We start from the raw sequence: 24658 nt of genomic DNA on the forward strand, positions 1-24658 counted from the left end.
CCTTACTTCACAGCGCCAAAGGTGAGGCCGCGGACGAGTTGTTTTTGGCTGAACCAGCCGAGGATGACGATCGGAGCGATGGCAAGCGTCGAGGCTGCCGAGAGCTTCGCCCAGAACAGTCCCTGCGGGCTGGAGAAGGAGGCGATGAAGGCCGTGAGCGGCGCTGCATTGGTGGTGGTCAGACGGATCGTCCAGAAGGCTTCGTTCCAGGCCAGGATCACGTTGAGCAGCATGGTGGAGGCAATGCCGGGCACAGCCATCGGGGTCAGCACGTAGACGATCTCGTTGAGCAGCGATGCACCGTCCATCCGCGCCGCTTCCAGGATCTCGCCGGGGATTTCGCGGAAATAGGTGTAGAGCATCCAGACTACGATCGGCAGATTGATCATCATCAGCATGACCGTCAGGCCGATCCGCGTGTCGAGCAGGTCGAAGTCGCGGAAGATGAGATAGATCGGCACGAGAACGGCGACCGCCGGCATCATCTTGGTGGAAAGCATCCACATCAGGACGTCCTTGGTCCGCTTGGTCGGCGAAAACGCCATGGCCCAGGCGGCCGGAATGGCGATCAAAAGGGCCAGCACGGTCGAGCCCACCGAAATCACGACGGAATTCATGAAGGGCTTGAAATAATCCCGCTGCGTCTGGACGGTGACGTAGTTTTCCAGCGTGAAGGACGGCAGCAGGTCGAAGCCCTGGATTGCCTCCGTCTCTGTCTTGAGCGACGTGATGATGGTGTAGAGGATCGGGAAGAAGATCACCAAGGCGATCAGCCAGGCGAATACGGTGAAGGCGATCTTCTTTTGCGTGGATGCAGCGCGAGCCATGTCTGGTCTCCTCAGCGGTCGAGGTTCTTGCCGACCGCACGCATCAGGAAGAATGCGACGATGTTGGCGAGGATTATGGCGATGATCCCGCCGGCCGAGGCTCCGCCGACGTCATAGCCGAGAAGCGCGGTGCGGTAGATTAGGAAGACCAGGTTGGTCGAGGCATATCCCGGACCGCCATTGGTCGTGACCAGGATTTCCGCATAGACACCCAGCAGGAAGATGGTCTGGATCAGCACGACGACCGTGATGGCGCGGGCCAGATGCGGCAGGGTCAGATAGATGAACTGGTTGATGAAACCGGCACCATCCATCTCGGCCGCTTCCTTCTGCTCGCCATCGAGGGACTGGAGCGCAGTCAGCAGGATGAGCGTCGCAAAGGGCAGCCATTGCCAGGCCACGATGACGATGATCGAAAACAGCGGATATTGCGCGAACCAGTCGACCGGCTGGAATCCGAAGAACCGGTTGATGTCGGCAAGCACCCCATAGCCCGGATGCATGATCATGTTCTTCCAGACCAGCGCTGCGACCGGCGGCATGACGAAGAAGGGCGAGATGATCATGATGCGCACGAGACCCTGGCCAAACATCGGCTGGTCCAGGAGAAGCGCGATGGCGATGCCGCCGACGACGGTGATGAAGAGCACGCCGCCAACCAGCACCAGCGTGTTCCAGATCGACTGGAAGAAGGCCGGGTCGCTGTAGAAGAAGCGGTAGTTGAACAGGCCTGCGAAGCTCACATTGGCCGGGTTCAGGAGATTGTAGTTCTGGAATGAGAACCAGAGCGTCATTGCGAGCGGCACGATCATCCAGATGAGGAGAAGGCCGACGGAAGGCGCCATCATCAGACGGGCAAGCGTCCGGGTGTTTTGCGTAGCCATGGGTTTTGATCTCTTGCTAGAGGCCAGCGCTCCGACATGGGGCGCACGGGCTCACTCTCCAGACGAAGGCTTAATCCGGCAAGGCCGGGCGGGGCCATCGCACCCGCATCAAGGGCTTATGGGCGCCGCCCGGACCAGAGGGCCCGGACGGCATCTTCGGGAGGATATTACTTGATGTAACCACCGCGGGTCATTTCGCGGACCGAGGCCTGCTGGGCCTGGGCCAAAGCGTCATCGACCGACATCTGGCCAGCGAGCGCTGCCGAGAAGAGCTGACCGACGGTGGTGCCAAGGCCCTGGAATTCCGGGATGGCGACGAACTGGACGCCGACATACGGGACCGGCTTGACGGTCGGGTTCTTCGGGTCAGCCGCATTGATCGAGTCAAGCGTCATCTTCGCGAAAGGCGCTGCCTTCTGGTATTCCGGGTTCTCATAGAGAGAGGTCCGCGTACCCGGAGGAACGTTGGCCCAGCCTTCCTTGGAGGCAACGAGCTCGGCATACTGCTTGCTGGTTGCCCAGGCGATGAACTTCTCGGCCGATGCAGACTTCTGCGAACCGGCCGGAATGGCGAGGTTCCAGGCCCAGAGCCAGTTGCCGCGCTTGCCGAGACCCGTATCGGGAGCAAGGGCGAAACCGACCTTGTCGGCAACGGTGGAGTCAGCCGGGTTGGTCACGAAGGATGCAGCCACCGTGGCGTCGATCCACATGCCGCACTTGCCCTGCTGGAACAGCGCCAGGTTTTCGTTGAAGCCGTTCGACGATGCGCCCTGCGGACCAGCGTCGTTCATCAGCTTGACGTAGAAGTCGAGCGTGTTCTTCCATTCGGGCTGGTCGAACTGCGGCTGCCAGTTCTCGTCGAACCAGCGTGCGCCAAAGGCGTTGGACGTGGCCGTCAGGAAGGCCATGTTCTCACCCCAGCCGGCCTTGCCGCGAAGGCAGATGCCGTTGATGTCGTTGGCGCGGTCCGTCATCTTGCGGGCAGCGTCAGCCACGAATTCCCAGGTCGGGGCGTCGGGCATGGTCAGGCCAGCCTTCTCCATCAGGTCCTTGCGGTACATGATGAAAGAGGATTCGCCGTAGAACGGAGCGGCATAGAGCTTGCCGTCTTCGCCCGTCAGACCCGAGCGGATAGCCGGCAGCAGGTCGTCGACGTCATAGTCGGCGCCAAGATTGTCGAGCGGCAGAAGCCAGCCCTGCTTGGCCCAGATCGGAACCTCGTAGGTGCCGATGGTCATGATGTCGTACTGGCCACCCTTGGTGGCGATGTCCGTCGTGACGCGTTCGCGCAGGACGTTTTCTTCCAACGTGACCCACTCAACCTGGATGTCGGGGTTAGCCGAGGTGAATTCCGACGTCAGACCCTGCATGCGGATCATGTCGCCATTGTTCACGGTAGCGATGGTGAGGGTTTCAGCCGAGGCCATGCCGGCGAGAGCCAGCGCTGAGCAGGCGCCCAGCAGAATCGTCTTGAAGTTCATGTCTTCCTCCCAGAAGAAAAAATGAGCATTCGCTTTGCTCATGGGCAATTACTCACTTGATGCGCGCAAATTGTCAATCGGGATTCCATGCTGCAGCGCCGCATAGTCCAGCTAAATGCCTGAAAGGGCGAATTAAAATTTGATTGGCATCAGGACGCGAGCAGGTGTCGCGCCGCCTCTTCGTCGGTAATCAGGCCGTTGATATGCCCACCCCGCACCGCAGCCAGGATAGCCGGATGCTTGCGCTTGCCTCTCGCCAGCCCGACCACAGTCGAGGCGGCCCGAGACGGTATCTCCAGGCTGGCGACCCGGTCGTTGACCGGATGCGAAAGGAGCTCTCCGCTCTCTCCGAAGATCCAGCCGCAGATCTCCCCGACCGCGCCCGCCTGAAGCAGATCCTCCATCTCGTCCGACTTTAGAAAGCCGTCGACGAGCAATGGTGCACTCATGTTCATTTCGCCGATGCCGACGAAGGCGACATCCGATTTGTGCGCGAGCTCGATGGTCGGAGCAACGAGTGGCTGCTGGTGCAGAAGCTGCTTCTCCGCCGGTGAAGACACGATGACCGGAAGCGGCATTGGGAAGTGCGGAGCCTTGATGGCATCCGCCATCGAGAAAATGACGTTGAAATAGGCCGCCGAGCCATCCGGGCTGATATTGCCGGTCAGGGAGACGATCTTGTGCTGCGGGCACTCCATCGGCGAGAGCTGGTCGATCATCGCACGCAGCGTACGGCCGGTCCCCATGGCGATGACCAGGGGATCGCTCTGGCGCAACCAGCGTTCAAGCTGGGCCGCACCCGCTTCCGCCACACCGACGCTTGCTGATTCGGCGGCAGGGTCGGTCGGAACGATCTCGACGTCCTTCAGCCCGAATTTGCGCTTCAGGGCTTCTGCAAGTTCAAGGCAAGCCGCGATGGGATGGTCAAGCCGCACCTTGATCAGCTTCTCGGCCACCGAAAGCGAAACGAGGCGCTGCGCGCTCTGCCGCGAAATTCCCATGGATGTCGCGATCTCGTCCTGGGTACGGCCCGCCACATAATATAGCCAGCCTGCCCGCGCCGCATCATCCAGTCTCGTCTGACCCTCACCACGCCGTGCCATGCAGTCTCCTCTCCGTGTGGAACAGTGCTGCCAATTTTGCCCGACGCTGTCAAATCGCCGGACTGCGGGGAGCGCAGATCTGGAACGGTTCCGGGGCTGACGGGTTGGACCTTAAACCCTCAGTTCAAGGAGATCGACCATGATCCGCCTCACGACCATCGCCGCCGCAACGGCACTGAGCTTTGCGCCGACCGCGCACGCTCAGGACACAACGCCGGTCCAGCAACTGCCGACGCCACAGGCCTCCGAGGAGACGAAAGCTCTCGATCCCGCCGGCTTCGCCCAACAGGCGGCCGCATCGAACGAATTCGAGATCTTGTCGGCCGAACTCGCTTTGCGGCGAAGCCAGGATGCCGAAGTCCGGAAATTTGCGGAGACCATGCTCGATGACCATCGCCGTGCCCAGCAGCAGCTGCAGACCGCGGCCGAGGCTGATTCGGTCGCGATGGTGACCGAGCTGTCCATGGAGCAGAAGCAAACCCTGACCGCCCTTGAGCAGGCCGAGGAGAGCCAGTTCGACAGCGCCTACATGTCCGCACAGATGAAGGCACATGATCAGGCTATCCGGCTCTTGGGCGCCTATGCCGATAACGGTGCAGCCGGCAGTCTGAAGACCTATGCGGTTGCCAACTATCCCCTGGTGCGAACCCATAAGGTCCGCGCGCAATCCCAGACAAGCCCATAAGGGAGGTCTTCATGAGCAAGAAATGGCAGCTCGCGGCACTCCTGGGTGCCGTTCTGATCGCCGGGGTAATGTTGCTCGCGGCAGAGTTCCAGCAGGAAGTGGCAGACACTGCCCCGGTCGCCGCGCCGACCCGGCATGAGCCAGTGCCTGATGTTCCGCCCAGCGCGACCGGCGACATCGACACGCCCTGACCGGTCCATCACGTGCCGAGCACCATGTAGGCTGGCATTCCACTTCCAAATCGCAGGAGTTTTGCGATGTCCACTCCCTTCCGCTTTCTCGCGCTCGCAGTCCTGATCCTTGTTCTTGCCGGTGCCTTCTTCGCGATCGGCAACGGAGACAACGAGGATAACAAGGACTATCCGCCGCACAGCGTTCAGCAGTGATTTCTCTTCCCCCAGGACGATCGGCAGGAAGGCCCGCCAACAGGGGCCACCGATCGACCCGTTCCAGAACAGTCGTGATAACAAAAAAGAACCCCGCCAGAGGCGGGGTCCAGGTGGGCGCCCTCAGGGGCGGCCGGGGGAGGTTGGAGGAGGAGGGAACAATGTGCTGTCAGCAGATCAACTGCCTTGAGGCATCGTTGTTCCACCCCTGGAACAAAGATTCTTTTGGGCATCTTGTCCCGGTGTCAGAGCTGTTCCTTCTGGGCGCCGCTGTTCGGCTTGGCAGGCCCAAGGTTGGGCTCGGGGCCCAGCGGTTGCATCGGCTGCGACACGAACTGACCCTTGCCGTCGATCGACTGGCCTTCCGACCAGCGGCCGGGTGCGGGCGCGCTGCCGTCCTGCTGGAAACCGAGATAGGCGTAGCTGAATTCCTGCTTTTCCTGCTCCTGCGGGAAGCTGTTGGGAATAGGGAACGCGCCGGTTGCGCCACCCAGCTCTTCGAGAGCCGCCATCCACTGGTTCTGGTGCATCGTGTCGCGCGCGATCAGATAGGACAGCATGTCCTTCATGCCGGGATCGTTCGTCATGTTGTAGAGCCGCGTTGCCAGAATTCGGCCGGTTGATTCGGCGGTCACGTTGGCGCTCATGTCGGCCGCGATATTGCCGCTGGCATAGATATGCGACATGTCGAACGGCACGCCGTCGGAATCCACCGGCATTGCCGAAAGGCCGGCTGACAGCAGGTTTTTCAGGTTGATTCCACCCAGCACTGCGCCGCCAACTGGGTCATTGGCCACTTCTTCCTTCAGCGAAAGAGGCGCACCCTCGAGGTTCATCGCGACTGCCGTGGCCAGCATCTCGATATGGCCCAGCTCTTCGGCAGCAGTGTTCATCAGCAGGTCGCGGAACTTGGGATTGCCGCGGGCGCCGCAGGCCTGGAAAAAGTACTGCATGGCAACGCGTATTTCGCCTTCGACACCGCCGATCGCCTGCTGAAGGGCACGGGCGAACAGCGGGTCCGGCTTCTCGACGCGAACGGGATATTGAAGCTTGTTGTCGGTATAGAACATGGCATTCTCTCCTCGTTTTGACCGCCGCCTAACAACAACTCTCCTGGCTTGTTCCGGAAATTACTGCCATCCTTGGTAGAGTTATTTTTCGTCCCGGGTTTTGAGCGAATCACCGAGGTCGCCCTTCTCCGGGTCCTGCAGGTTTTCGCCGACGGCATCTCGGTCGACATCCGGATCGTCCTTGGCAGGCAGATAGCCGCTCGGTCGGTTTTCCTGTGGCCCCTCCCAGCGCGGGGACTGATCGGTGGTGCCCGGCTTGCCGGTTTTCGGGGAATTCATGCCCATGATGCGATCTCCTGTCTGGCTGTTCTTGCCTGACCAACTGCCGGTCTGCCGAACCGTTCCGCAGGAACATTTGCAAATAACCCCTGTTTGTCCTTGCATCAGAACAGCGAGGTCATGATGGAAAGTGTAGAGAAGCAGACGAAGAGGCCTCACGTGGTCATCGTCGGTGCCGGCTTTGGAGGGCTTGCTTGTGCCCAGGCGCTGGGCAAGTCCGAGATCGACGTGACGGTCATCGATCGGCGCAACCACAACCTCTTCCAGCCTCTGCTCTATCAGGTCGCGACAGCCGCCCTTTCGCCGGCGGATATCTCCGAACCGATCCGTCGGACCCTCGGCCGCTATCCCAACATCAAGGTGGTGATGGGTGAGGTCACCACTGTCGATCAGTCCCGTCGGACAGTCGGCTTGAAGGATGGCGTCAGCATTCCCTACGACCGGCTCGTCCTGGCGACGGGGTCGGACTACAACTATTTCGGCCATGAGGACTGGCAGAAACACGCGCCGGGCCTGAAATCCATCCACGAGGCGCGCCAGATCCGCCACAGCCTTCTGCTCGCCTTCGAGAAGGCCGAGCGCAGTGAGGATGAGGCGGAGAAGCGACGGCTTCTGACCAGTGTCATCATCGGAGGCGGGCCGACCGGCGTGGAAATGGCAGGCGCCATTTCTGAGCTTGGCCGTTTCATGATCGCCCGCGATTTTCGCAGTCTGAGGCCGGATCAGCTGCAGGTGCTGTTGATCGAGGCCGGCCCGCGGATCCTCGCCAGTTTTCCGGAATCCCTGTCGCAATATGCCGTCGATTACCTGACGCGGATCGGCGTGGACATCCGCTTGAATACGCCTGTGGAGGATGTGACGCCCGACGGCGTGGCGGTCGGCGGAGCGCTGATCCCGGCAAGCTGCATGGTCTGGGGTGCCGGCGTTAAGGCCTCTCCCGCGGCCGCCTGGCTCGGCGTTCCGCCAGGCCCCGGAGGGCGTCTACAGGTCGCCTCGGATCTGTCTGTCGAAGGAAAATCGGAGATTTATGCTCTGGGCGACACCGCTCTGTCGACCGGGGAGGATGGCAAGCCGCTGCCGGCGCTCGCGCAGGTCGCCAAGCAGCAGGGCACCTTCCTCGGCAAGGCGCTGAAGGTCAATCTTCTGCGGGGCGAACCCGTGCCGACCTTCCGCTTTCACAACCGCGGCAATACGGCCGTGATCGGCAGGAACGCTGCGGTTTTCGATTTCGGTTCCTGGCAGCTCAAGGGACGACTGGCATGGCTGCTTTGGGCGATCGTGCACGTCTACCTGCTCGTCAACTTTGAAAAGCGGCTGCTGGTCAGCATTCAATGGATTTGGCGATACGCCACCCGCCAACGGGGTGCTCGGATCATCGACGAGAATGCCGTTGCGGTGGACCGCCCGGCCGCCGATGGCCAGATCTCGAACTGATTTTCCGAACGCTAGGCGCTGGACAAGCTCGTGCGCAAGCTATAGGCGTAATGATATTACATTACGGAAGAGATCAAGGCTTGACCGCCGGGGCCCGCAGGCCCTATGCAAACAGATGACGGTTCCCCGCCGGATGACTCCGAGGGGATTAATAGGGAACACGGTGAGGACGACCCAATAGGGACCAATACCGTGGCTGCCCCCGCAACTGTAAGCGGATTGCTGTCCATTCTCGCGGCGCAACAAGCGCCGGGCCACTGCGGGAGACCGTGGGAAGGCAAATGGAACGGCGCATATCCGCGAGCCAGGAGACCTGCCGTCAAGAGTTGAAACCGAAGCGGACGGGGTGTTCCGATGGATACGAACTGGCTTTTGCGCTGCGCCGTCAGGCGCGCTGATCACATGCCATTTTGCCTCCGGAGAAATCCTGCGGAGGACGGGCATGCATCTACTGAAAACTTCTGAGCCGTCGAAACGGTCGTCTGGCCGCGGCCTGAGCGCTGGCGCCACCCTGTCCTCCCGCGCGGAGGCACGGCAATGAGCTGCAGCAGCAAGGGCTGCCCGATCCGCGTCAACGACGTCGGTTGGGGGCCGAAGCCAACGCAATATCTGGTTCGCGACGTCTCCTTTTCCCTGGACTCGGGCGATCGTCTGGCAATTGTCGGTCCGAATGGTGCTGGCAAGACGACGCTGCTGCGCTGCCTCTATCGCGGTGTCACGCCGCTGGAAGGCCGGGTTGAAATCGACGGCCAGGACATCTGGCAGATGAGCGCCCGTCAGGTTGCCCGGCGGATCGCCGTCGTGCTCCAGGAAATGCCGGGAGACTTTCCCTTTACCGTGCGGGACGTCGTCATGATGGGCCGGGTACCCTGGCGCGAAGGCCTGTCCGGCTGGAGCGATCAGGACCGCGCCGAAGCCGAGCATGCACTTGATCATCTCGATCTCCTGCGGCTGGCCAACAGGCAGTTCTCGACCCTGTCGGGTGGCGAGAAGCAGCGTGTGCTGGTGGCCCGCGCGCTCGCCCAGAAGCCTGAGATCCTGATCCTCGACGAGCCGACGAACCATCTCGACATCCGCCACCAGCTGGAAATCCTCGATCTCCTCGGCGGGTTGAACCTGACGATCATCACGACGCTGCACGACATCAATCTCGCGGCCGAATTCGCAAGTCATGTCGCTTTGATGCAGGGCGGCCGGATGCGTGCTTTCGGTACGCCGGACGCTGTCCTGACGGAGCAGGCCCTGTCAGGGACCTTTGGCGTTCTCGCCGCCCGCCAGCAGGTCGACGACCGTCGCGCGCATCGCTTTTCCTTTTCCCTCGCTCTCAATTGATTTTGAAAGGACTCGCCACAATGGCCGCCCGCCTTCTTTTGTCCGCCACCCTGTTTGCTTCGGTTTTCGCAGCCTCCTCGGCTTTCGCCTATCCGGTCACCGTCAAGAGCTGCGATCGCGAGGTCACCTTCGAGCAAGCGCCCGCCCGCGCCATTTCCAACGACGTGAACCTGACCGAGATGATGCTGGCTTTGAAGCTTCAGGATCACATGGTGGGCTACACCGGCATCTCCGGCTGGAAGACGTTGGATGAAAGCCTGCGCGAAGGCGTCCAGGAGCTGCCGGAGCTTTCGCCGAAATATCCGACCAAGGAAGTGCTGCTGAACGCGGATGCCGACTTCTACTTCGCCGGCTGGAACTACGGCATGAAGGTCGGCGGCGAGGTGACGCCGGAAACGCTCGAGCCCTTCAAGATCAAGGTCTACGAACTCACCGAATCCTGCATCCACATCATGGCGAAGAACAAGCCGACGATGGATGACATGTTCGTCGACCTCCTGAACCTCGGTAAGATCTTCGGTGTCGAGGATCGCGCCGAGACCCTGGTCGCCGGCTACCGCAAGCAGCTCGACGAAATCACCACCCGCATCGGCGCAATCGAGAAGCCCGTTCGCGTCTTCGTCTACGATTCGGGCACCGAAAAGCCCTTTACCTCGGGCCGTTTTGGCATCCCGACGGCGATGATCGAAGCCGCCGGTGGCATCAACATCATGGACGATGTCGAAAAGAGCTGGACGGAGGTTTCCTGGGAACCTGTCATTGAGCGCAACCCGGAAGTCGTTGTGATCGTCAACTACGGTGACGTCACCGCCGAGCAGAAGATCGCCTTCATGAAGGAGAACCCGGCCTTCAAGAACCTCGATGCCGTGAAGCAGGACCGCTTCGTGGTGCTGGAATATGTGGAGGCCACGCCGGGCCCACGCAATGTCCAGGCGATCGATCGTCTGGCCAAGGCCTTCCACCCCCGCAACATGTAAAAGGTCTCAAGGCGGGGCCGCATACCGGTCCCGCCCGACAGGAATACGCAAGGCAGCATGATGCAGGGTCGATTGTTTATCTGGGTGGGTCTGGCGCTCCTGCTGCTTGCCCTGTGTCTGACGGCTGGCGTGTCCCTGGGCTCGGCCGCCATTCCCGCGGAGACCGTCTGGTCGATCCTTGTCAACAAGCTGGCGCCGGGCACCTTCGAGCCGACCTGGTCGCCGGGCCGGAAAAGCATCGTCTGGGATGTGCGATTTCCCCGTGTCATCCTTGCCGGCCTCGTCGGGGCCGGCCTCGCCACCGTCGGCGCGGTCCTCCAGTCGGTCACCCGCAATCCGCTGGCCGATCCGCATCTTCTCGGCGTCTCCTCGGGCGGTGCCTTAGGCGCGATCATCGCGCTGCTCCACACCGGGCTGATCTTCGGCCTCGTCACCGTGCCGCTCTTTGCCTTCGCCGGCTCGCTTCTGGCAACGCTTGCGGTAGTCGCCGTGACCCGCTTCACAGGCGCCGGTGCTGATCGTCTCGTGCTGTCAGGCGTCGCCATCGCCTTTGTTGCCACCTCGCTTGGCAATCTCGCGATCTTCCTCGGCGATCCGCGCGCGGCCCATACAGTTGTTTTCTGGATGCTGGGCGGCCTTGGCCTTGCCCAATGGTCACACCTTCTCTATCCGGCGATCGTTCTGGTCGGCTGCCTGACTTTCCTCACCATCCGGGCGCGCGAGATCAACGCCATGGCAATGGGTGACGAAACGGCGGCGACGCTCGGCGTTCCCGTGGCCCGCTTCCGCGCCGAGCTTTTCGTGGTCACCGCCCTCCTCACGGGCGTCATGGTCGCCTTCTCCGGTGCCATCGGCTTTGTCGGACTGCTCGTCCCCCATTTCGTTCGTCTGACGGCGGGCAGCGACAACATCCGTGTTATCCCCCTGTCTGCGCTGACGGGCGCGGTGATCCTCATTCTCGCCGACATTGTCTCGCGTACCATCATGGCGCCCGAGGACATGCCGATCGGCGTCATCACCGGGCTTGCCGGTGGCCTCGCCTTCATTTGCCTCCTGCGCCGGCGCTAGTGCGTCAGGGGGTATTGCTCCTGTTTCGTTTTCGCCTAGACTGAAGAAAAACGAAAAGGGGAGGGGCTGACATGATGTTTTCGGCGAGACAGGCGGAGATCATGGCTCTTGCCAGGGAGCAGGGGCGTGTTCTGGTGGACGAACTCGCGGCACGCTTCGCCGTGACCCCGCAGACAATCCGCAAGGATCTCAACGACCTCTGTGATGCCCGCGCCCTCAACCGAATTCATGGCGGCGCCGTTTATCCGAGCGGAAACGAAAACGTCAAATACGAAGCGCGCCGTTCAATGGCCGCTACGGAGAAACAGGCGATCGGCCGCGCGGCCGCAAACCTGATCCCGGACAATTCATCCCTCTTCATCAATATCGGCACGACGACCGAAGCCGTGGGTGAGGCGCTGATCGACCACCGGGAATTGATGGTCATCACCAACAACATCAATGTTGCCAATCGTTTGCGCGTCTATCCCTCGATCGAGGTGGTGATTGCCGGCGGTGTCGTCCGCGGCTCGGATGGTGGCATCGTGGGCGAGGCGGCGGTCGATTTCATTCGCCAGTTCAAGGTGGATTTTGCCGTCATTGGCGTTTCCGCCATCGACGAAGATGGTGCGCTGCTCGATTTCGATTTTCGCGAAGTGAAAGTCGCCCAGGCCATCATCGCCAATGCCCGTCACGTCATCCTCGTCTCGGACGCATCGAAATTCGAGCGCACCGCGCCGGTTCGCATCGGACATATCTCGCAGGTTCAGACCTTTATCACCGACCACTGTCCCTCGAGCAGCATCAGGGACATCTGCGCGGAACAGGACGTGCGCATCATCGAAACGGCGCCCGAAGCCTCGGATGCAGCTGCAGAATAACTTTCGTTTGACATTCGTTTAAATTTCGAAAAATATATCCATACTTTCGCAATAGCAGCAAATGCTGCAAGTGCGAACATGCGGAGGAACAATGTCAGGGCAGCCAATCTACGATCTCTTTGTGATCGGCGGCGGGATCAACGGATGCGGGATCGCGCGTGACGCGGCCGGCCGTGGCTATTCGGTCGCCTTGGCTGAAATGAACGACTTCGCCTCGGGCACCTCGTCCGGTGCCACCAAACTCATTCATGGCGGCCTGCGCTATCTCGAGCATTACGAATTCCGCCTCGTGCGCGAGGCGCTGATGGAACGCGAAGTGCTATGGGCCATGGCCCCCCACGTCATCTGGCCGCTGCGTTTCGTCCTGCCCTTCCAGAAGGGCGGCATCCGTCCGGCCTGGCTGATCCGCCTGGGCCTCTTCCTCTACGACAATCTGGGTGGCCGCAAGCTGTTGCCGCCGACGAAGACGCTCGACCTGCGTCGCGATCCGGCCGGCAAGCCCCTGAAGCCCGTTTTCTCGAAAGCCTTCGAATACTCCGACGGCTGGGTCGATGATGCCCGCATGGTGGTCTTGAATGCCCGCGATGCGCAGATCCGGGGCGCCACCATCCTGAGCCGCGCGCGCGTCATCTCGGCCCACCGCGAACAAGGGCATTGGGTCGTCACCACCAAATCGCAGCGCGATGGCTCCGTGACCACCCACAAGGCCCGCATGCTCGTCAATGCCGCCGGCCCCTGGGTCGACCAGGTTCTGGCAGGCGCCTTCGGCCGAAACAACGTGCACAATGTGCGCCTCGTCCAGGGCAGCCATATCGTGGTGCGCAAGAAGTTCACCGACCCGCGCGCCTATTTCTTCCAAAACCCCGATAACCGCATCATCTTCGCCATTCCCTATGAAGGCGAGTTCACGCTGATCGGCACGACGGATCGGGATTTCACCGAAGACCCGAAGGATGTGCGCATCAGCCCCGAAGAGGTGAACTACCTCTGCGATGCCGCGAGCGAATACTTCCAGGAGCCGATCCGCCCCGACGATATCGTCTGGAGCTATTCCGCCGTCCGACCGCTCTTCGATGACGGCGCCTCCAAGGCGCAGGAAGCCACACGCGACTACGTGCTGAAGATCGAGGGCAACAGTGGCGATGCCCCGCTTCTCAACGTCTTCGGCGGCAAGCTCACGACCTACAGACGACTGGCAGAACATGCTCTCGAGAAGATCGGCGAGGCAATCGGCGAAAAAGGCACGCCCTGGACGGCAGGCAGTCATCTGCCCGGCGGCGATTTTGCCGCAACCGCATTCGAGCCGACGGTCGCGGACCTGCTGAAGGCCTATCCCTTCCTGGAGCGGGGACATGCCGAGCGCCTGATCCGCTGCTACGGAACGGATTCGAAATCGATCCTGGGCAAGGCCCGGTCGACGGCGGATCTGGGTCGTCACTTCGGCGGCACGCTTTACGAGGCAGAGGTTCGCTGGCTGGTGGAAATGGAATGGGCGCTGACAGCCGAGGATGTGCTGTGGCGTCGAACGAAACAGGGTCTTTTCCTGACGCCGGAGGAGGCGAAGGGGCTGGATGCCTATCTGGGGATGCTGGCGGCGGCCTGATCGCCCATCTCATGGATAAAGACCGACGGTTTGGAGGAGGCCCGAGGACATATGTTGGAACTGCGTAAAGTCTCGAAAATGGCGGGAGGTGGATACCATATTCACCCGACCGACCTGACGTTGCAGCGGGGAACGCTCAACGTCCTGCTCGGCCCCACGCTTTCGGGAAAGACTTCCCTGATGCGTTTGATGGCCGGCCTCGACAAGCCGACATCCGGCACCGTGCATTTCGACGGGCAGGACGTCACCGGCATGCCGGTCCAGAAGCGCAACGTCGCGATGGTCTACCAGCAGTTCATCAATTATCCCGCGCTGACGGTCTACGAAAACATCGCCTCGCCGATGCGCGTCGCCGGCAAGGATGCGGCCACCATCGACCGCGAAGTGCGCAAGGCTGCCGATCTCCTGCGCCTGACACCCTATCTCGATCGCACCCCGCTCAATCTCTCGGGCGGCCAGCAGCAGCGCACGGCGCTCGCCCGCGCCATCGTCAAGAACGCGACCCTTGTCCTCCTCGACGAGCCGCTCGCCAACCTCGATTACAAGCTGCGCGAAGAATTGCGCGAAGAACTGCCGAAGATCTTTGCCGAATCCGGCGCGATCTTCGTCTATGCGACAACCGAACCCTCCGAAGCCCTGCTGCTCGGCGGCAATACCGCAACCTTGAGCGAAGGCCGTATCACCCAGTTCGGCGAGACGATCGACGTCTATCGTCGACCTGCCGATCTGCTCACTGCGAAGACCTTCGCCGACCCGCCGCTCAACACGATCGCGCTTGTCAAGCGGGGCGGAAGCTTCGAGCTGGACGGCCATTCGGTCCTCACTGTCCCCACTCATCTGGCAGGCATTCCTGATGGCGCAGTCACGGTGGCTTTCCACCCGCACCACCTGTCGCTTTCGTCTCTGCCCGCGGCCCTGCCGATGCGCGCGCGCACCCTGGTGTCGGAAATCGCGGGATCCGAGAGCTTCATCCACGTCGAATACGGCGCTGCCCGCTGGGTCTGCCTGGCGCATGGCATCCACGACATCGATCCCGACCGCGAGATCGATGTCTTCATCGACACCCGTCACCTGATGGCGTTCGGCGCCGACGGCAAGGCGCTCGGCGCGCCGGCCGAACTGGCCGCGTGAGGAGCAACGTCATGGCACGCATCAACCTCGATCATATCCGCCACGCCTACTCACCCGCCGCCCGTGCGGCGGGAGATTACGCCCTCAAGGAAGTACACCACGAATGGGATGACGGCGGCGCCTATGCGCTGCTCGGTCCGTCTGGCTGCGGCAAGACCACGCTGCTCAACATCATCTCGGGCTTGCTGCATCCGTCCGATGGCCGCATTGAGTTCGATGGCGTCGACGTCACGAACCTGCCGACGGCAGCCCGCAACATTGCCCAAGTCTTCCAGTTCCCGGTCGTCTACGACACGATGACGGTCTACGACAATCTGGCCTTCCCCCTGCGCAACCGCAATGTGCCGGAAGACCAGGTCAACAAGCGGGTCAACGAGATCCTCGACATGATCGACCTGCAGCCCATGGCGCGCAATCGCGCCCAGGGCCTGACGGCAGACCAAAAGCAGAAGATCTCGCTCGGCCGCGGTCTCGTCCGCTCCGACGTCAATGCCATCCTCTTTGACGAGCCGCTGACCGTGATCGACCCGCACATGAAGTGGGTCCTGCGCTCACAGTTGAAACGCCTGCACCGCCAGTCGGGCTTCACCATGGTCTATGTCACCCATGACCAGACCGAAGCGCTGACCTTCGCTGACAAGGTCGTGGTCATGTATGACGGCCAGATCGTCCAGATCGGCACGCCCGCCGAGCTCTTCGAGCGTCCGAGCCACACCTTCGTCGGTTATTTCATCGGTTCGCCGGGCATGAATGTGATGCCGGCAAAGGTGACCGGTGCGACCGCGACGATCGGGGATCAGACCGTCAATTTGCCCGGCGCACCGAAGCTCTCGGGCCAGGGCAAGATCGAACTCGGCGTCCGGCCGGAATTCGTCCGGCTCGGTCGCGAGGGCATGCCTGTGTCTGTCGCCAAGGTCGAGGACATCGGCCGCCAGAAGATCGTGCGCGCCCAGTTCGCTGGCCAGCCTCTGTCGATCGTCGTCTCGGAAGATGCCGAGATACCGGCGGATCCCCGCATCACATTCGTTCCTGAAGGCGTCGGTATCTATGCCGATTCCTGGCGCGTAGGCATGGAGGGCTGATCGATGGAAAAGACCTGGAATAACAAGGCCTGGTTCATGGTCATTCCGGTGCTGCTGCTGGTGGCCTTCTCGGCGGTCATCCCGCTGATGACCGTGGTGAACTATTCGGTTCAGGATACCTTCGGAAACAACCAGTTCTTCTGGGCCGGCACCGACTGGTTCGCCGACATCCTCTCGTCCGACCGCTTCTGGGATGCGCTCTTCCGCAACCTCGCCTTCTCGATGATCATCCTGGCCATCGAGGTTCCGCTTGGGATCCTGATCGCGCTCAACATGCCGAAGAAGGGCCTCGGCGTGCCGGTCTGCCTCGTCCTCATGGCGCTGCCGCTCCTCATTCCGTGGAACGTCGTCGGTACGATCTGGCAGGTCTTCGGCCGCGTCGACATCGGCCTTCTCGGCCATACCCTGAATGCGATGGGCGTGGACTACAACTTCACGCAGGATCCGGTCGATGCCTGGGTCACTGTTATCGTCATGGATGTCTGGCACTGGACGAGCCTCGTCGTGCTCCTCTGCTATGCCGGTCTCGTGTCGATCCCCGATGCCTATTACCAGGCCGCGAAGATCGATGGCGCCTCGCGCTTCTCCGTCTTCCGCTACATCCAGCTGCCGAAGATGAAGCGCGTGCTGCTGATTGCCGTCCTCTTGCGCTTCATGGACAGCTTCATGATCTACACCGAACCCTTTGTTGTCACCGGCGGTGGTCCGGGCAACTCGACGACCTTCCTGTCCATCGACCTCGTCAAGATGGCGGTCGGGCAGTTCGACCTCGGGCCGGCGGCTGCCATGTCCATCATCTACTTCCTGATCATCCTGCTGCTGTCATGGGTCTTCTACACCGTCATGACCGTCAGCGATGCCAAGAGCCAGTGAGGAGGAGACCGATGAGCGCTTCCGACACCCGTTCCCGCTTCGGCTTCCTGATCCCGACGATCTACATCGTCTTCCTGATCCTGCCGATCTACTGGCTCGTCAACATGAGCTTCAAGACCAACAGCGAGATCCTCGGGGACTTCTCGCTGTGGCCGACCAATCCGACGATCGCCAACTACGCCGTGATCTTCACCGATCCGTCCTGGTACAATGGCTATATCAACTCGATCATCTATGTCGTGTTGAACACCGTGATCTCGGTCGCGGCGGCATTGCCGGCAGCCTATGCCTTCTCGCGCTATCGCTTCCTCGGCGACAAGCATCTGTTCTTCTGGCTCCTGACCAACCGGATGGCGCCGCCCGCCGTCTTCGCGCTGCCCTTCTTCCAGCTCTACTCCGCCTTCGGCCTGATCGACACGCATATCGCGGTCGCCATCGCGCACTGCCTGTTCAACGTTCCGCTCGCCGTCTGGATCCTGGAAGGCTTCATGTCTGGCGTGCCGAAGGAGATCGACGAGACCGCTTACATCGATGGCTATTCATTCCCGAAGTTCTTCGTGAAGATCTTCATGCCGCTGATCGCCTCCGGCATCGGTGTCGCCGCCTTCTTCTGCTTCATGTTCTCCTGGGTCGAGCTGCTGATTGCCCGCACGCTCACCACGACGGATGCAAAGCCGATCGCGGCGACCATGACCCGCACGGTGTCGGCCTCGGGCATGGACTGGGGCGTGCTCGCCGCAGCCGGCGTCTTGACCATCATCCCGGGGGCGCTCGTGATCTATTTCGTCCGCAACTACATCGCCAAGGGCTTTGCCCTGGGCCGCGTCTGAGGAGGTTTCGATGGACTTTTCATGGATGGCCTGGACGACGCCGACCGCGATCTTTTTCCTCGTGATCTTCGGCCTCATCCTTTCGATGGCAGTCTGGGAATATGTTTCCCCCGGCGGCAATCCCCGCACCGGCATCCTGCGCTTCGAAACCACCCGCGGCGACCGTCTCTTCGTGTCGCTGCTCGGATCGGCTTTCATCAATCTCGCTTGGCTCGGTCTCGTGGGACCGAACCTGTGGTGGGCTCTCGCCCTGTCCGTGGTCTACGCCATCGGCGTCTTCCGCTACGTCTAGGGCAAGAAAAGACGGCTGGCGGCGGGAGGTCGCCATCCTCGAGACTGAACGTGAATGCAATCGCAACCTTAGGGAGGACATAATGCGAAAGCACCTTTTGACGACGACGGCTGCCATGCTTCTTGCCATGACGGGCGTCGCCTTTGCCGACATGGAAGCGGCAAAGCAGTTCCTGGATGCCGAAATCGGCGATATGTCGTCGCTGGATCGCGCCGGCCAGGAAGCCGAGATGCAGTGGTTCATCGACGCTGCAAAGCCGTTCCAGGGCATGGAGATCAAGGTCGTTTCTGAGACCATCACCACGCATGAATATGAATCGAAGGTCCTCGCTCCGGCCTTCACCGCAATCACCGGCATCAAGATCACCCACGATCTAATCGGTGAAGGCGACGTCGTCGAAAAGCTGCAGACACAGATGCAGTCGGGCGAGAACATCTACGACGCCTATATCAACGATAGCGACCTGATCGGCACCCACTGGCGCTACCAACAGGTCCGCAACCTGACCGACTGGATGGCGAACGAAGGCAAGGACGTCACCAGCCCGACCCTCGACATCGATGACTTCATCGGCAAGTCGTTTACAACAGCTCCGGACGGCAAGCTCTATCAGCTGCCGACCCAGCAGTTCGCCAACCTCTACTTCTTCCGTTACGACTGGTTCAACGACGAGAAGAACAAGGCCGATTTCAAGGCCAAGTACGGCTACGACCTCGGCGTTCCGGTCAACTGGTCGGCTTACGAGGACATCGCTGAATTCTTCACCGGTCGCGAAATCGACGGCAAGAAGGTCTTCGGCCACATGGACTACGGCAAGAAGGACCCGTCGCTTGGCTGGCGCTTCACCGATGCCTGGCTCTCCATGGCCGGCAACGGCGACAAGGGCATCCCGAACGGCCTTCCGGTCGACGAATGGGGCATCAAGGTCGACGAAAATTCCCGTCCGGTCGGCTCCTGCGTTGCCCGCGGTGGTGACACCAACGGCCCTGCTTCCGTTTACGCCATCGAGAAGTATCTCGAGTGGATGAAGAAGTATGCCCCTCCGGCTGCCCAGGGCATGACCTTCTCCGAATCCGGCCCGGTGCCGTCGCAGGGTGAAATCGCGCAGCAGATGTTCACCTACACCGCCTTCACGGCCGACTTCGTCAAGGAAGGCCTGCCGGTCGTGAACGAGGACGGTACGCCGAAGTGGCGTTTCGCCCCGAGCCCGCATGGCGTCTACTGGAAGGACGGCATGAAGCTCGGCTATCAGGACGCCGGTTCCTGGACGCTGATGAAGTCCACCCCGGAAGACCGTGCAAAGGCCGCCTGGCTCTACGCACAGTTCGTCACCTCCAAGACCGTCGACGTAAAGAAGAGCCATGTCGGTCTGACCTTCATCCGTCAGTCTACCCTCGATCACCAGTCCTTCACCGATCGCGCACCGAAGCTCGGCGGTCTCGTCGAGTTCTACCGCTCGCCGGCTCGCCTGCAGTGGTCGCCGACCGGCACCAACGTTCCGGACTATCCGAAGCTGGCGCAGCTCTGGTGGCAGGCCATCGGTGACGCGTCCTCCGGCGCAAAGACCGCCCAGGAAGCCATGGACTCGCTCTGCGCTGAGCAGGAAAAGGTCCTCGAGCGTCTCGAACGCGCTGGCGTTCAGGGCGACATCGGTCCGAAACTCGCCGAGGAAAAGACCCTCGAAGAGTGGAATGCCGATGCCGTTGCCAAGGGCAATCTCGCTCCGCAGCTGAAGATCGAGAACGAGAAGGAACAGCCGATGACCGTCAACTACGACGAACTGGTCAAGAGCTGGCAGAAGTGATCCGGATCATCCTCTGATCATTGACAACCGCCGGGGCGAAATCTACGCCCCGGCTTCTTCACATAAGGAGTTTGCGCCTGATGAGCGGTTACATTCTGGCCATCGACCAAGGAACGACCTCGACGCGCTCGATGATCTTCGATCACGAGATGCATATCGTCGGCGTCGCCCAGCAGGAGTTCACCCAGCATTTTCCGGATTCCGGATGGGTCGAGCATGATGCGGACGAGATCTGGCAGAGTGTTCTGGCAACCATCGAAAAGGCGCTCTCTGCCGCCAGGATCAAGATTGGCGACGTCACCGCCATCGGCATCACCAACCAGCGCGAAACCGTGGTGGTCTGGGATCGCCAGAGCGGCAAACCCGTCCACCGCGCCATCGTCTGGCAGGACCGTCGCACCGCCCGCTTCTGCGATGAACTCAAGCAGAAGGGCCTGGAGCCGCTCTTCACGCAAAAGACCGGGCTGCTGCTCGACCCCTATTTCTCCGGCACCAAGCTCTCATGGCTCCTGAAGAATGTCGACGGCCTGAAACCGCGCGCCGAAAATGGCGAGATCTGCTTCGGCACGGTCGATAGCTGGCTCATCTACAAGCTGACCGGCGGCAAGGTTCATGCGACCGACGCGACCAATGCCTCGCGCACCCTAATCTATGACATCGGCGAAAACCGCTTCGACGACGAACTCCTATCGATCCTCGAGATCCCGCGCGTCATGCTGCCGGAGGTCAAGGATTGCGCCGACGATTTCGGCATCACGGATGCGGCGGTGCTGGGCGCCGAAATCCCGATCCTCGGCGTCGCCGGTGATCAGCAGGCAGCCGTGATCGGCAATGCGTGCTTCGAGCCGGGCATGATGAAGTCGACCTATGGCACCGGCTGCTTCGCGCTTCTGAACACCGGCCCCGATCGCGTCGCCTCGTCCAACCGCCTGCTGACGACGATCGCCTACCGCATGAATGGCGAGACGACCTATGCGCTCGAAGGCTCAATTTTCATCGCCGGCGCCGCCGTCCAGTGGCTCCGCGACCAGATGGGCTTCGTGAAGGTCGCCTCGGAAACGGATGCGCTCGCCAGCAAGGCCGATCCCCATCAGCGTGTCTATCTCGTGCCTGCCTTCACCGGCCTTGGCGCACCCCATTGGGATGCAGACGCGCGTGGCGCGATCTTCGGCCTGACCCGTGGCACCGGCCCTGCCGAGTTCGCCCGCGCCGTACTCGAAAGCGTCGCCTACCAGACCCATGACCTGCTGGAGGCGATGAAGAAGGACTGGAACGGCAGCGCCTCGAAGACGGTGCTTCGCGTCGACGGCGGCATGGTTGCGTCCGATTGGACGATGCAGCGCCTCGCCGACATTCTGGCGGCCCCGGTGGATCGTCCCGTCGTGCTGGAAACCACCGTCCTCGGTGCAGCCTGGCTTGCCGGCTCCCGCGCCGGCCTCTGGCCCGACCAGAAGGGCTTTGCCGCCACCTGGAAGCGCGACCGCCGTTTCGAACCCGGCATGGACGCCGGCGAGCGCGATGCGGCGATCGCCGGCTGGCAGGACAGCGTTTCCCGCTGCCTGACGACGCGCTAAGCGCTCAGTCGATCAGCGAGACCAGCGTCTCCAGCCGGTCGGCATCCTTGGGCAGCTTGTCCTGACGCAGGCGCGCGATGCGGGGAAACCGCATCGCGACTCCGGACTTGTGCCGGGTCGACCGCGCAATTCCCTCGAAAGCCACCTCCACGACGAAGCCGTGCTCCGGCTCCGCGCGTAGGGCCCGCACCGGGCCATAACGGTCCACCGTGTTGTTGCGCACGAAGCGGTCGAGCACTTCCAGCTCCTCGTCGGTAAAGCCGAAATAGGCCTTGCCGACCGGTACCAGAACATCCCCTTCGCCGGGAATGGCCGTCCAGACCCCAAAGGTGAAGTCGGAATAGTAGCTGGAGCGTTTGCCATGCCCGCGCTGCGCATACATCAGCACGGCGTCAGCATTCATCGGGTCGCGTTTCCACTTGAACCACGGTCCCTTGGCGCGTCCGGCCTGATAGCTGCTGTCCAGCCGCTTCAGCATAACGCCTTCGATCACCGGGTCGGGTGGGGCGGCGCGAAGCTTCTCGAGCTCCTCCCAGGTCGAAAAGGGCACGAGCGGCGAAAGATCGAAACGGCGCGGTTCCAGCTGATCGACGAGAGCGCTGAGCCGCTTGCGTCTCGCCAAAAAGGTTTCCGGTCGCACATCCAGATCGCCATCGAACAGAATGTCGTAGGCGCGGATGAAGACCGGATCGTCATCCAGCATCTTCGCCGTAACCGTCTTGCGATTGAGCCGCTGCTGGAGGTCGGAAAAGGTGCGCGTCGGTGCATTCGTCCGCGACGTGCCACCCACCAGAAGCTCGCCGTCGATCACGCCATCGAACTGCGCGGCCTCGATTACATCGGGGAAGGCTTCCGAGATCTCGTCGCCCGAGCGGGAATAAAGCCGGCTTTTTCCCCCGGAGCAGGAGAGCTGTACGCGGATTCCGTCCCACTTCCATTCCGCAGCGAAGTCTTGCGGATCGAGATTGGGAAGATCCTTATCCTCGATCGGCGTCGAGAGCATCACCGAATGGAAGATCGCCGGCGTCGACAGGACAGGCTTGTCGACCTTGTCCTCCAGCCAGGCGAACAGCTCGGTATAAGGCGGCTTCAACCCGTGCCAGAGCCCCTCGATGTCGACGACATCCTTGTCGCCATAAAGGGCGAGCGCCTGCTTGGCGAGGCGCGCCGAGACCCCGATCCTCAATCCCCCGGTCACGAGCTTGATCAGCGCAAACCGCTCCGACGTGTCGAGGCGATCGAAGAGATCGCGCATGACCGCGCGCGTCTCGTTTCGACCGAGGCGTTGCAGCCGCTCAACGATCTTGGAAAGGCTTTCGAGATCCTGATCGCTCTCCGCCTCCGGCGCCTGCGGCTCCCAGACCAGCGAGATCGTCTCAGCAAGATCACCGACATAGTCATAGGAATACTGGAACAGGACCGGATCCATCCGCTCCAGCACCAGCTCCTTCAGGAGCGCCGGCTTTACGCCCTTGATGTCCAGCCCGTCGGTAAGGGCTGCCAGCGCATAACCGCGGTCCGGGTCGGCGGTATCGCGGAAGTAGTCGACGAGCAGTGTCAGCTTGCCATTGCGGCTGGGCGTCAGAACGAGGCGGTCGAGCAGGCGGGCAAAGGCCTTCATCTCAGTCGCCCTCGTCTTCGTAGCCGACCAGATGCAGCGGCCGCGCCTTGATGCCTGTAAGTTCGCACCAGCGCACGAGGGCTTCCTCGCGCCCATGCGTCACCCAGACCTCCTGAGGCCCGACTTCGCGGATCGTGTCGAGAAGCTCCGGCCAGTCGCAATGGTCGGAAATGACGAGCGGCAGTTCGACCCCCCGCTGCTTCGCCCGCTGACGCACCATCATCCACCCCGAGGCAAAGATCGCCAGCGGATCCTCGAAGCGCCGCGCCCAGCGATCATTGAAGGCCGAAGGCGGCCCGATGATCACGGCCCCTTTCAGCGCGCCGGACTTCTTGTCCTCGGTGGTTGCGGGTCTCAGCTCACCCAGCTCAACGCCCTGTTCACTATAATAGTCGCAGAGCCGCGCCATGGAGCCGTGAATATAGATCGGCTTCTCGTAACCGCCACGCCGGATCAGCGAGATCACCCGCTGCGCCTTCCCCAGCGCATAGGCGCCGATGAGGTGGCTGCGCTCGGGAAACTGCTGGAGTGATCTCAGAAGCTTTTCGATCTCGCGCCGTGGCTCCGGATGATGAAAGACGGGCAGCCCGAAGGTGGCCTCTGTGATGAAGACGTCGCAAGGCACGGGCTCGAAACTCGCGCAGGTCGGATCCGCCCCGCGCTTATAGTCGCCGGAGACGACGATACGCGTCCCTTGCGCCTCGATCTCGATCTGGGCGGACCCCAGCACATGGCCCGCCGGATGAAACCGGACCGTAACGCCATTGACGGAGATGGTTTGCCCGAAGTCCGCACTTTGCGATGTACCGCAGAAGTCTTCGCCATAGCGGATCGCCATGATGTCGAGCGTCTGCCGGGTGGCGAGCACATGGGCATGGCCCGAGCGCGCATGGTCGGAATGGCCATGGGTGATCAGTGCACGGTCGACCGGCCGGACCGGATCAACAAAAAAATCACCCAGCGGGCAATAGAGCCCACCGGGTGTCGGATGGAGAAGAAGGTCCGGCTTGATCATGCCGAAAACATAGGGCGGTCAGGTCGTGCCTTCCAGCACTCACTGTGCAAAGCGCGAAACGGCCAGATAGCCCGCAGCCGCGGCGGTCGCCGTGAGGAACGCGCCCCAGGCCATGTCGACCAGGCTCATCTGCAGCGACCACCCCTTCAGCGTGGCGAGGTTCGTCATGTCATAGGTGCCATAGGCGAGAAGTCCGAGCAGGGCACCATTGATAAGTGCGGTCACCAGACTGCCTGCCGAGACCGCCGGCATCACCGCGAAATACACCACGCCGACCACGTAGAAGAGATAGAAGACCCCGGCGGCGGTAAAGTTCGGCGACGCCAGCATGAGGCTGCCGATCTGCTCGCGGTAGAACCCGATCGCGATCCGGGTGAGCCAGAGATAGTCGAGGGCAAAGAAGACGACAGCCGTCGAGATGTAGGCGATCACGTAAGGCATATGTCT

The 24658-nt window shown here is 61.7% G+C and carries 25 protein-coding genes and 1 riboswitch; of the genes, 16 read left to right on the forward strand and 9 right to left on the reverse strand.

Translation table 11 applies throughout. The features are described 5' to 3' along the window. Positions 1–2: 2 nt before the first annotated feature. The 4 genes from FAA86_RS08555 to FAA86_RS08570 form a co-directional block, all read right to left on the reverse strand. Complete coding sequence (locus FAA86_RS08555) at positions 3–827, reverse strand: carbohydrate ABC transporter permease (protein ID WP_113458103.1); 825 nt, start codon at positions 825–827, stop codon at positions 3–5. An 11-nt stretch (positions 828–838) separates the two neighbouring features. Further along, complete coding sequence (locus FAA86_RS08560; protein ID WP_113458104.1) at positions 839–1711, reverse strand: carbohydrate ABC transporter permease; 873 nt, start codon at positions 1709–1711, stop codon at positions 839–841. A 167-nt stretch (positions 1712–1878) separates the two neighbouring features. Further along, positions 1879–3192: an ABC transporter substrate-binding protein gene (locus tag FAA86_RS08565; RefSeq protein WP_136539788.1), complete on the reverse strand. Its 1314-nt coding sequence runs from the start codon at positions 3190–3192 to the stop codon at positions 1879–1881. A gap of 149 nt (positions 3193–3341) precedes the next feature. Next, positions 3342–4295: a sugar-binding transcriptional regulator gene (locus tag FAA86_RS08570; protein WP_136539790.1), complete on the reverse strand. Its 954-nt coding sequence runs from the start codon at positions 4293–4295 to the stop codon at positions 3342–3344. A 139-nt stretch (positions 4296–4434) separates the two neighbouring features. Between FAA86_RS08570 and FAA86_RS08575 the strand changes: the two genes are divergently transcribed. The 3 genes from FAA86_RS08575 to FAA86_RS25090 all read left to right on the forward strand — a co-directional run bounded on the left by FAA86_RS08575 (position 4435) and on the right by FAA86_RS25090 (position 5366). After that, positions 4435–4980 carry a DUF4142 domain-containing protein gene (locus FAA86_RS08575; protein ID WP_136539792.1) on the forward strand — a complete coding sequence of 182 codons (546 nt, stop codon included), beginning with the start codon at positions 4435–4437 and terminating at the stop codon, positions 4978–4980. Between the two features lie 11 nt (positions 4981–4991). Continuing rightward, positions 4992–5171, forward strand: a complete 180-nt coding sequence (locus FAA86_RS08580; protein WP_136539794.1) for a hypothetical protein — start codon at positions 4992–4994, stop codon at positions 5169–5171. A 66-nt stretch (positions 5172–5237) separates the two neighbouring features. Continuing rightward, on the forward strand, positions 5238–5366 hold the full coding sequence (locus FAA86_RS25090) for a hypothetical protein (protein WP_281281738.1): 129 nt from the start codon (positions 5238–5240) through the stop codon (positions 5364–5366). Positions 5367–5611: 245 nt separating this feature from the next. Here the strand turns inward: FAA86_RS25090 and FAA86_RS08585 are convergent, their stop codons facing one another. Both FAA86_RS08585 and FAA86_RS08590 read right to left on the reverse strand, forming a co-directional pair. Further along, a complete protein-coding gene (locus FAA86_RS08585; RefSeq protein ID WP_113458108.1) occupies positions 5612–6436 on the reverse strand; it encodes a manganese catalase family protein in 825 nt (274 codons plus the stop codon). An 81-nt stretch (positions 6437–6517) separates the two neighbouring features. Then, entirely contained in the window at positions 6518–6721 is a 204-nt protein-coding gene (locus tag FAA86_RS08590; protein WP_167494927.1) for a hypothetical protein, read from the reverse strand. A gap of 114 nt (positions 6722–6835) precedes the next feature. On the opposite strand from FAA86_RS08590, the gene FAA86_RS08595 reads away from it, so the two are divergent. The 13 genes from FAA86_RS08595 (at position 6836) to glpK (ending at position 21575) form a co-directional block, all read left to right on the forward strand. Further along, positions 6836–8149, forward strand: coding sequence for an NAD(P)/FAD-dependent oxidoreductase (locus tag FAA86_RS08595; RefSeq protein WP_246035032.1), 1314 nt, complete (start codon positions 6836–6838; stop codon positions 8147–8149). 102 nt (positions 8150–8251) lie between these two features. Next, a riboswitch (cobalamin riboswitch) is annotated at positions 8252–8484 on the forward strand. Between the two features lie 202 nt (positions 8485–8686). Next, the gene (locus tag FAA86_RS08600; protein WP_167494928.1) at positions 8687–9481 is read left to right on the forward strand and encodes an ABC transporter ATP-binding protein; all 795 of its coding nucleotides are present in this window, start codon (positions 8687–8689) and stop codon (positions 9479–9481) included. 20 nt (positions 9482–9501) lie between these two features. After that, positions 9502–10458: an ABC transporter substrate-binding protein gene (locus tag FAA86_RS08605; RefSeq protein ID WP_136539796.1), complete on the forward strand. Its 957-nt coding sequence runs from the start codon at positions 9502–9504 to the stop codon at positions 10456–10458. 57 nt (positions 10459–10515) lie between these two features. Continuing rightward, a complete protein-coding gene (locus FAA86_RS08610; protein WP_136539798.1) occupies positions 10516–11526 on the forward strand; it encodes a FecCD family ABC transporter permease in 1011 nt (336 codons plus the stop codon). Positions 11527–11597: 71 nt separating this feature from the next. Next, entirely contained in the window at positions 11598–12386 is a 789-nt protein-coding gene (locus tag FAA86_RS08615) for a DeoR/GlpR family DNA-binding transcription regulator (RefSeq protein ID WP_136539800.1), read from the forward strand. A gap of 91 nt (positions 12387–12477) precedes the next feature. Beyond that, on the forward strand, positions 12478–13989 hold the full coding sequence (gene glpD / locus FAA86_RS08620; protein ID WP_136539802.1) for a glycerol-3-phosphate dehydrogenase: 1512 nt from the start codon (positions 12478–12480) through the stop codon (positions 13987–13989). A 51-nt stretch (positions 13990–14040) separates the two neighbouring features. Next, positions 14041–15120: an ABC transporter ATP-binding protein gene (locus FAA86_RS08625; RefSeq protein WP_136539804.1), complete on the forward strand. Its 1080-nt coding sequence runs from the start codon at positions 14041–14043 to the stop codon at positions 15118–15120. Between the two features lie 11 nt (positions 15121–15131). Next, the gene (locus tag FAA86_RS08630; protein WP_136539806.1) at positions 15132–16202 is read left to right on the forward strand and encodes an ABC transporter ATP-binding protein; all 1071 of its coding nucleotides are present in this window, start codon (positions 15132–15134) and stop codon (positions 16200–16202) included. A gap of 3 nt (positions 16203–16205) precedes the next feature. Then, positions 16206–17075 (forward strand): carbohydrate ABC transporter permease, encoded by an 870-nt coding sequence (locus FAA86_RS08635; RefSeq protein WP_113458117.1) that lies wholly within the window; start codon positions 16206–16208, stop codon positions 17073–17075. Positions 17076–17086: 11 nt separating this feature from the next. Further along, positions 17087–17905 carry a carbohydrate ABC transporter permease gene (locus FAA86_RS08640; RefSeq protein ID WP_136539808.1) on the forward strand — a complete coding sequence of 273 codons (819 nt, stop codon included), beginning with the start codon at positions 17087–17089 and terminating at the stop codon, positions 17903–17905. Between the two features lie 10 nt (positions 17906–17915). Next, entirely contained in the window at positions 17916–18197 is a 282-nt protein-coding gene (locus tag FAA86_RS08645) for a DUF2160 domain-containing protein (protein ID WP_113458119.1), read from the forward strand. 82 nt (positions 18198–18279) lie between these two features. Beyond that, positions 18280–20001: an ABC transporter substrate-binding protein gene (locus FAA86_RS08650; RefSeq protein WP_136539810.1), complete on the forward strand. Its 1722-nt coding sequence runs from the start codon at positions 18280–18282 to the stop codon at positions 19999–20001. Positions 20002–20081: 80 nt separating this feature from the next. Continuing rightward, positions 20082–21575 (forward strand): glycerol kinase GlpK, encoded by a 1494-nt coding sequence (glpK, locus tag FAA86_RS08655; protein WP_136539812.1) that lies wholly within the window; start codon positions 20082–20084, stop codon positions 21573–21575. Between the two features lie 4 nt (positions 21576–21579). On the opposite strand, the gene FAA86_RS08660 is transcribed toward glpK, so the two are convergent. The 3 genes from FAA86_RS08660 to FAA86_RS08670 are packed head-to-tail and all read right to left on the reverse strand — an operon-like array spanning position 21580 to position 24652. Beyond that, a complete protein-coding gene (locus FAA86_RS08660) occupies positions 21580–23196 on the reverse strand; it encodes a cisplatin damage response ATP-dependent DNA ligase (protein WP_136539814.1) in 1617 nt (538 codons plus the stop codon). Between the two features lies 1 nt (position 23197). After that, positions 23198–24211, reverse strand: a complete 1014-nt coding sequence (locus tag FAA86_RS08665; RefSeq protein ID WP_136539816.1) for a ligase-associated DNA damage response exonuclease — start codon at positions 24209–24211, stop codon at positions 23198–23200. A 39-nt stretch (positions 24212–24250) separates the two neighbouring features. Then, on the reverse strand, positions 24251–24652 hold the full coding sequence (locus FAA86_RS08670; RefSeq protein ID WP_136539818.1) for a DUF2177 family protein: 402 nt from the start codon (positions 24650–24652) through the stop codon (positions 24251–24253). Positions 24653–24658: the final 6 nt, after the last annotated feature.

It is taken from the genome of Rhizobium rosettiformans W3 (genome assembly GCF_004912135.1).
Lineage (GTDB): Bacteria > Pseudomonadota > Alphaproteobacteria > Rhizobiales > Rhizobiaceae > Allorhizobium > Allorhizobium rosettiformans.

Excerpts from the sequence above, each read along its gene's own strand:
- FAA86_RS08565 (WP_136539788.1), bottom strand. The coding sequence starts at position 3,192 with ATGAACTTCAAGACGATTCTGCTGGGCGCCTGCTCAGCGCTGGCTCTC.
- FAA86_RS08590 (WP_167494927.1), bottom strand. The coding sequence starts at position 6,721 with ATGGGCATGAATTCCCCGAAAACCGGCAAGCCGGGCACCACCGATCAG.
- FAA86_RS08615 (WP_136539800.1), top strand. The coding sequence starts at position 11,598 with ATGATGTTTTCGGCGAGACAGGCGGAGATCATGGCTCTTGCCAGGGAG.
- FAA86_RS08645 (WP_113458119.1), top strand. The coding sequence starts at position 17,916 with ATGGACTTTTCATGGATGGCCTGGACGACGCCGACCGCGATCTTTTTC.
- FAA86_RS08560 (WP_113458104.1), bottom strand. The coding sequence starts at position 1,711 with ATGGCTACGCAAAACACCCGGACGCTTGCCCGTCTGATGATGGCGCCT.
- FAA86_RS25090 (WP_281281738.1), top strand. The coding sequence starts at position 5,238 with ATGTCCACTCCCTTCCGCTTTCTCGCGCTCGCAGTCCTGATCCTTGTT.
- FAA86_RS08570 (WP_136539790.1), bottom strand. The coding sequence starts at position 4,295 with ATGGCACGGCGTGGTGAGGGTCAGACGAGACTGGATGATGCGGCGCGG.
- FAA86_RS08665 (WP_136539816.1), bottom strand. The coding sequence starts at position 24,211 with ATGATCAAGCCGGACCTTCTTCTCCATCCGACACCCGGTGGGCTCTAT.
- FAA86_RS08610 (WP_136539798.1), top strand. The coding sequence starts at position 10,516 with ATGATGCAGGGTCGATTGTTTATCTGGGTGGGTCTGGCGCTCCTGCTG.
- FAA86_RS08575 (WP_136539792.1), top strand. The coding sequence starts at position 4,435 with ATGATCCGCCTCACGACCATCGCCGCCGCAACGGCACTGAGCTTTGCG.
- FAA86_RS08630 (WP_136539806.1), top strand. The coding sequence starts at position 15,132 with ATGGCACGCATCAACCTCGATCATATCCGCCACGCCTACTCACCCGCC.
- FAA86_RS08580 (WP_136539794.1), top strand. The coding sequence starts at position 4,992 with ATGAGCAAGAAATGGCAGCTCGCGGCACTCCTGGGTGCCGTTCTGATC.
- FAA86_RS08670 (WP_136539818.1), bottom strand. The coding sequence starts at position 24,652 with ATGCCTTACGTGATCGCCTACATCTCGACGGCTGTCGTCTTCTTTGCC.
- FAA86_RS08650 (WP_136539810.1), top strand. The coding sequence starts at position 18,280 with ATGCGAAAGCACCTTTTGACGACGACGGCTGCCATGCTTCTTGCCATG.
- FAA86_RS08585 (WP_113458108.1), bottom strand. The coding sequence starts at position 6,436 with ATGTTCTATACCGACAACAAGCTTCAATATCCCGTTCGCGTCGAGAAG.
- FAA86_RS08605 (WP_136539796.1), top strand. The coding sequence starts at position 9,502 with ATGGCCGCCCGCCTTCTTTTGTCCGCCACCCTGTTTGCTTCGGTTTTC.
- FAA86_RS08635 (WP_113458117.1), top strand. The coding sequence starts at position 16,206 with ATGGAAAAGACCTGGAATAACAAGGCCTGGTTCATGGTCATTCCGGTG.
- FAA86_RS08660 (WP_136539814.1), bottom strand. The coding sequence starts at position 23,196 with ATGAAGGCCTTTGCCCGCCTGCTCGACCGCCTCGTTCTGACGCCCAGC.
- FAA86_RS08595 (WP_246035032.1), top strand. The coding sequence starts at position 6,836 with ATGATGGAAAGTGTAGAGAAGCAGACGAAGAGGCCTCACGTGGTCATC.
- FAA86_RS08625 (WP_136539804.1), top strand. The coding sequence starts at position 14,041 with ATGTTGGAACTGCGTAAAGTCTCGAAAATGGCGGGAGGTGGATACCAT.
- glpK (WP_136539812.1), top strand. The coding sequence starts at position 20,082 with ATGAGCGGTTACATTCTGGCCATCGACCAAGGAACGACCTCGACGCGC.
- FAA86_RS08555 (WP_113458103.1), bottom strand. The coding sequence starts at position 827 with ATGGCTCGCGCTGCATCCACGCAAAAGAAGATCGCCTTCACCGTATTC.
- FAA86_RS08600 (WP_167494928.1), top strand. The coding sequence starts at position 8,687 with ATGAGCTGCAGCAGCAAGGGCTGCCCGATCCGCGTCAACGACGTCGGT.
- glpD (WP_136539802.1), top strand. The coding sequence starts at position 12,478 with ATGTCAGGGCAGCCAATCTACGATCTCTTTGTGATCGGCGGCGGGATC.
- FAA86_RS08640 (WP_136539808.1), top strand. The coding sequence starts at position 17,087 with ATGAGCGCTTCCGACACCCGTTCCCGCTTCGGCTTCCTGATCCCGACG.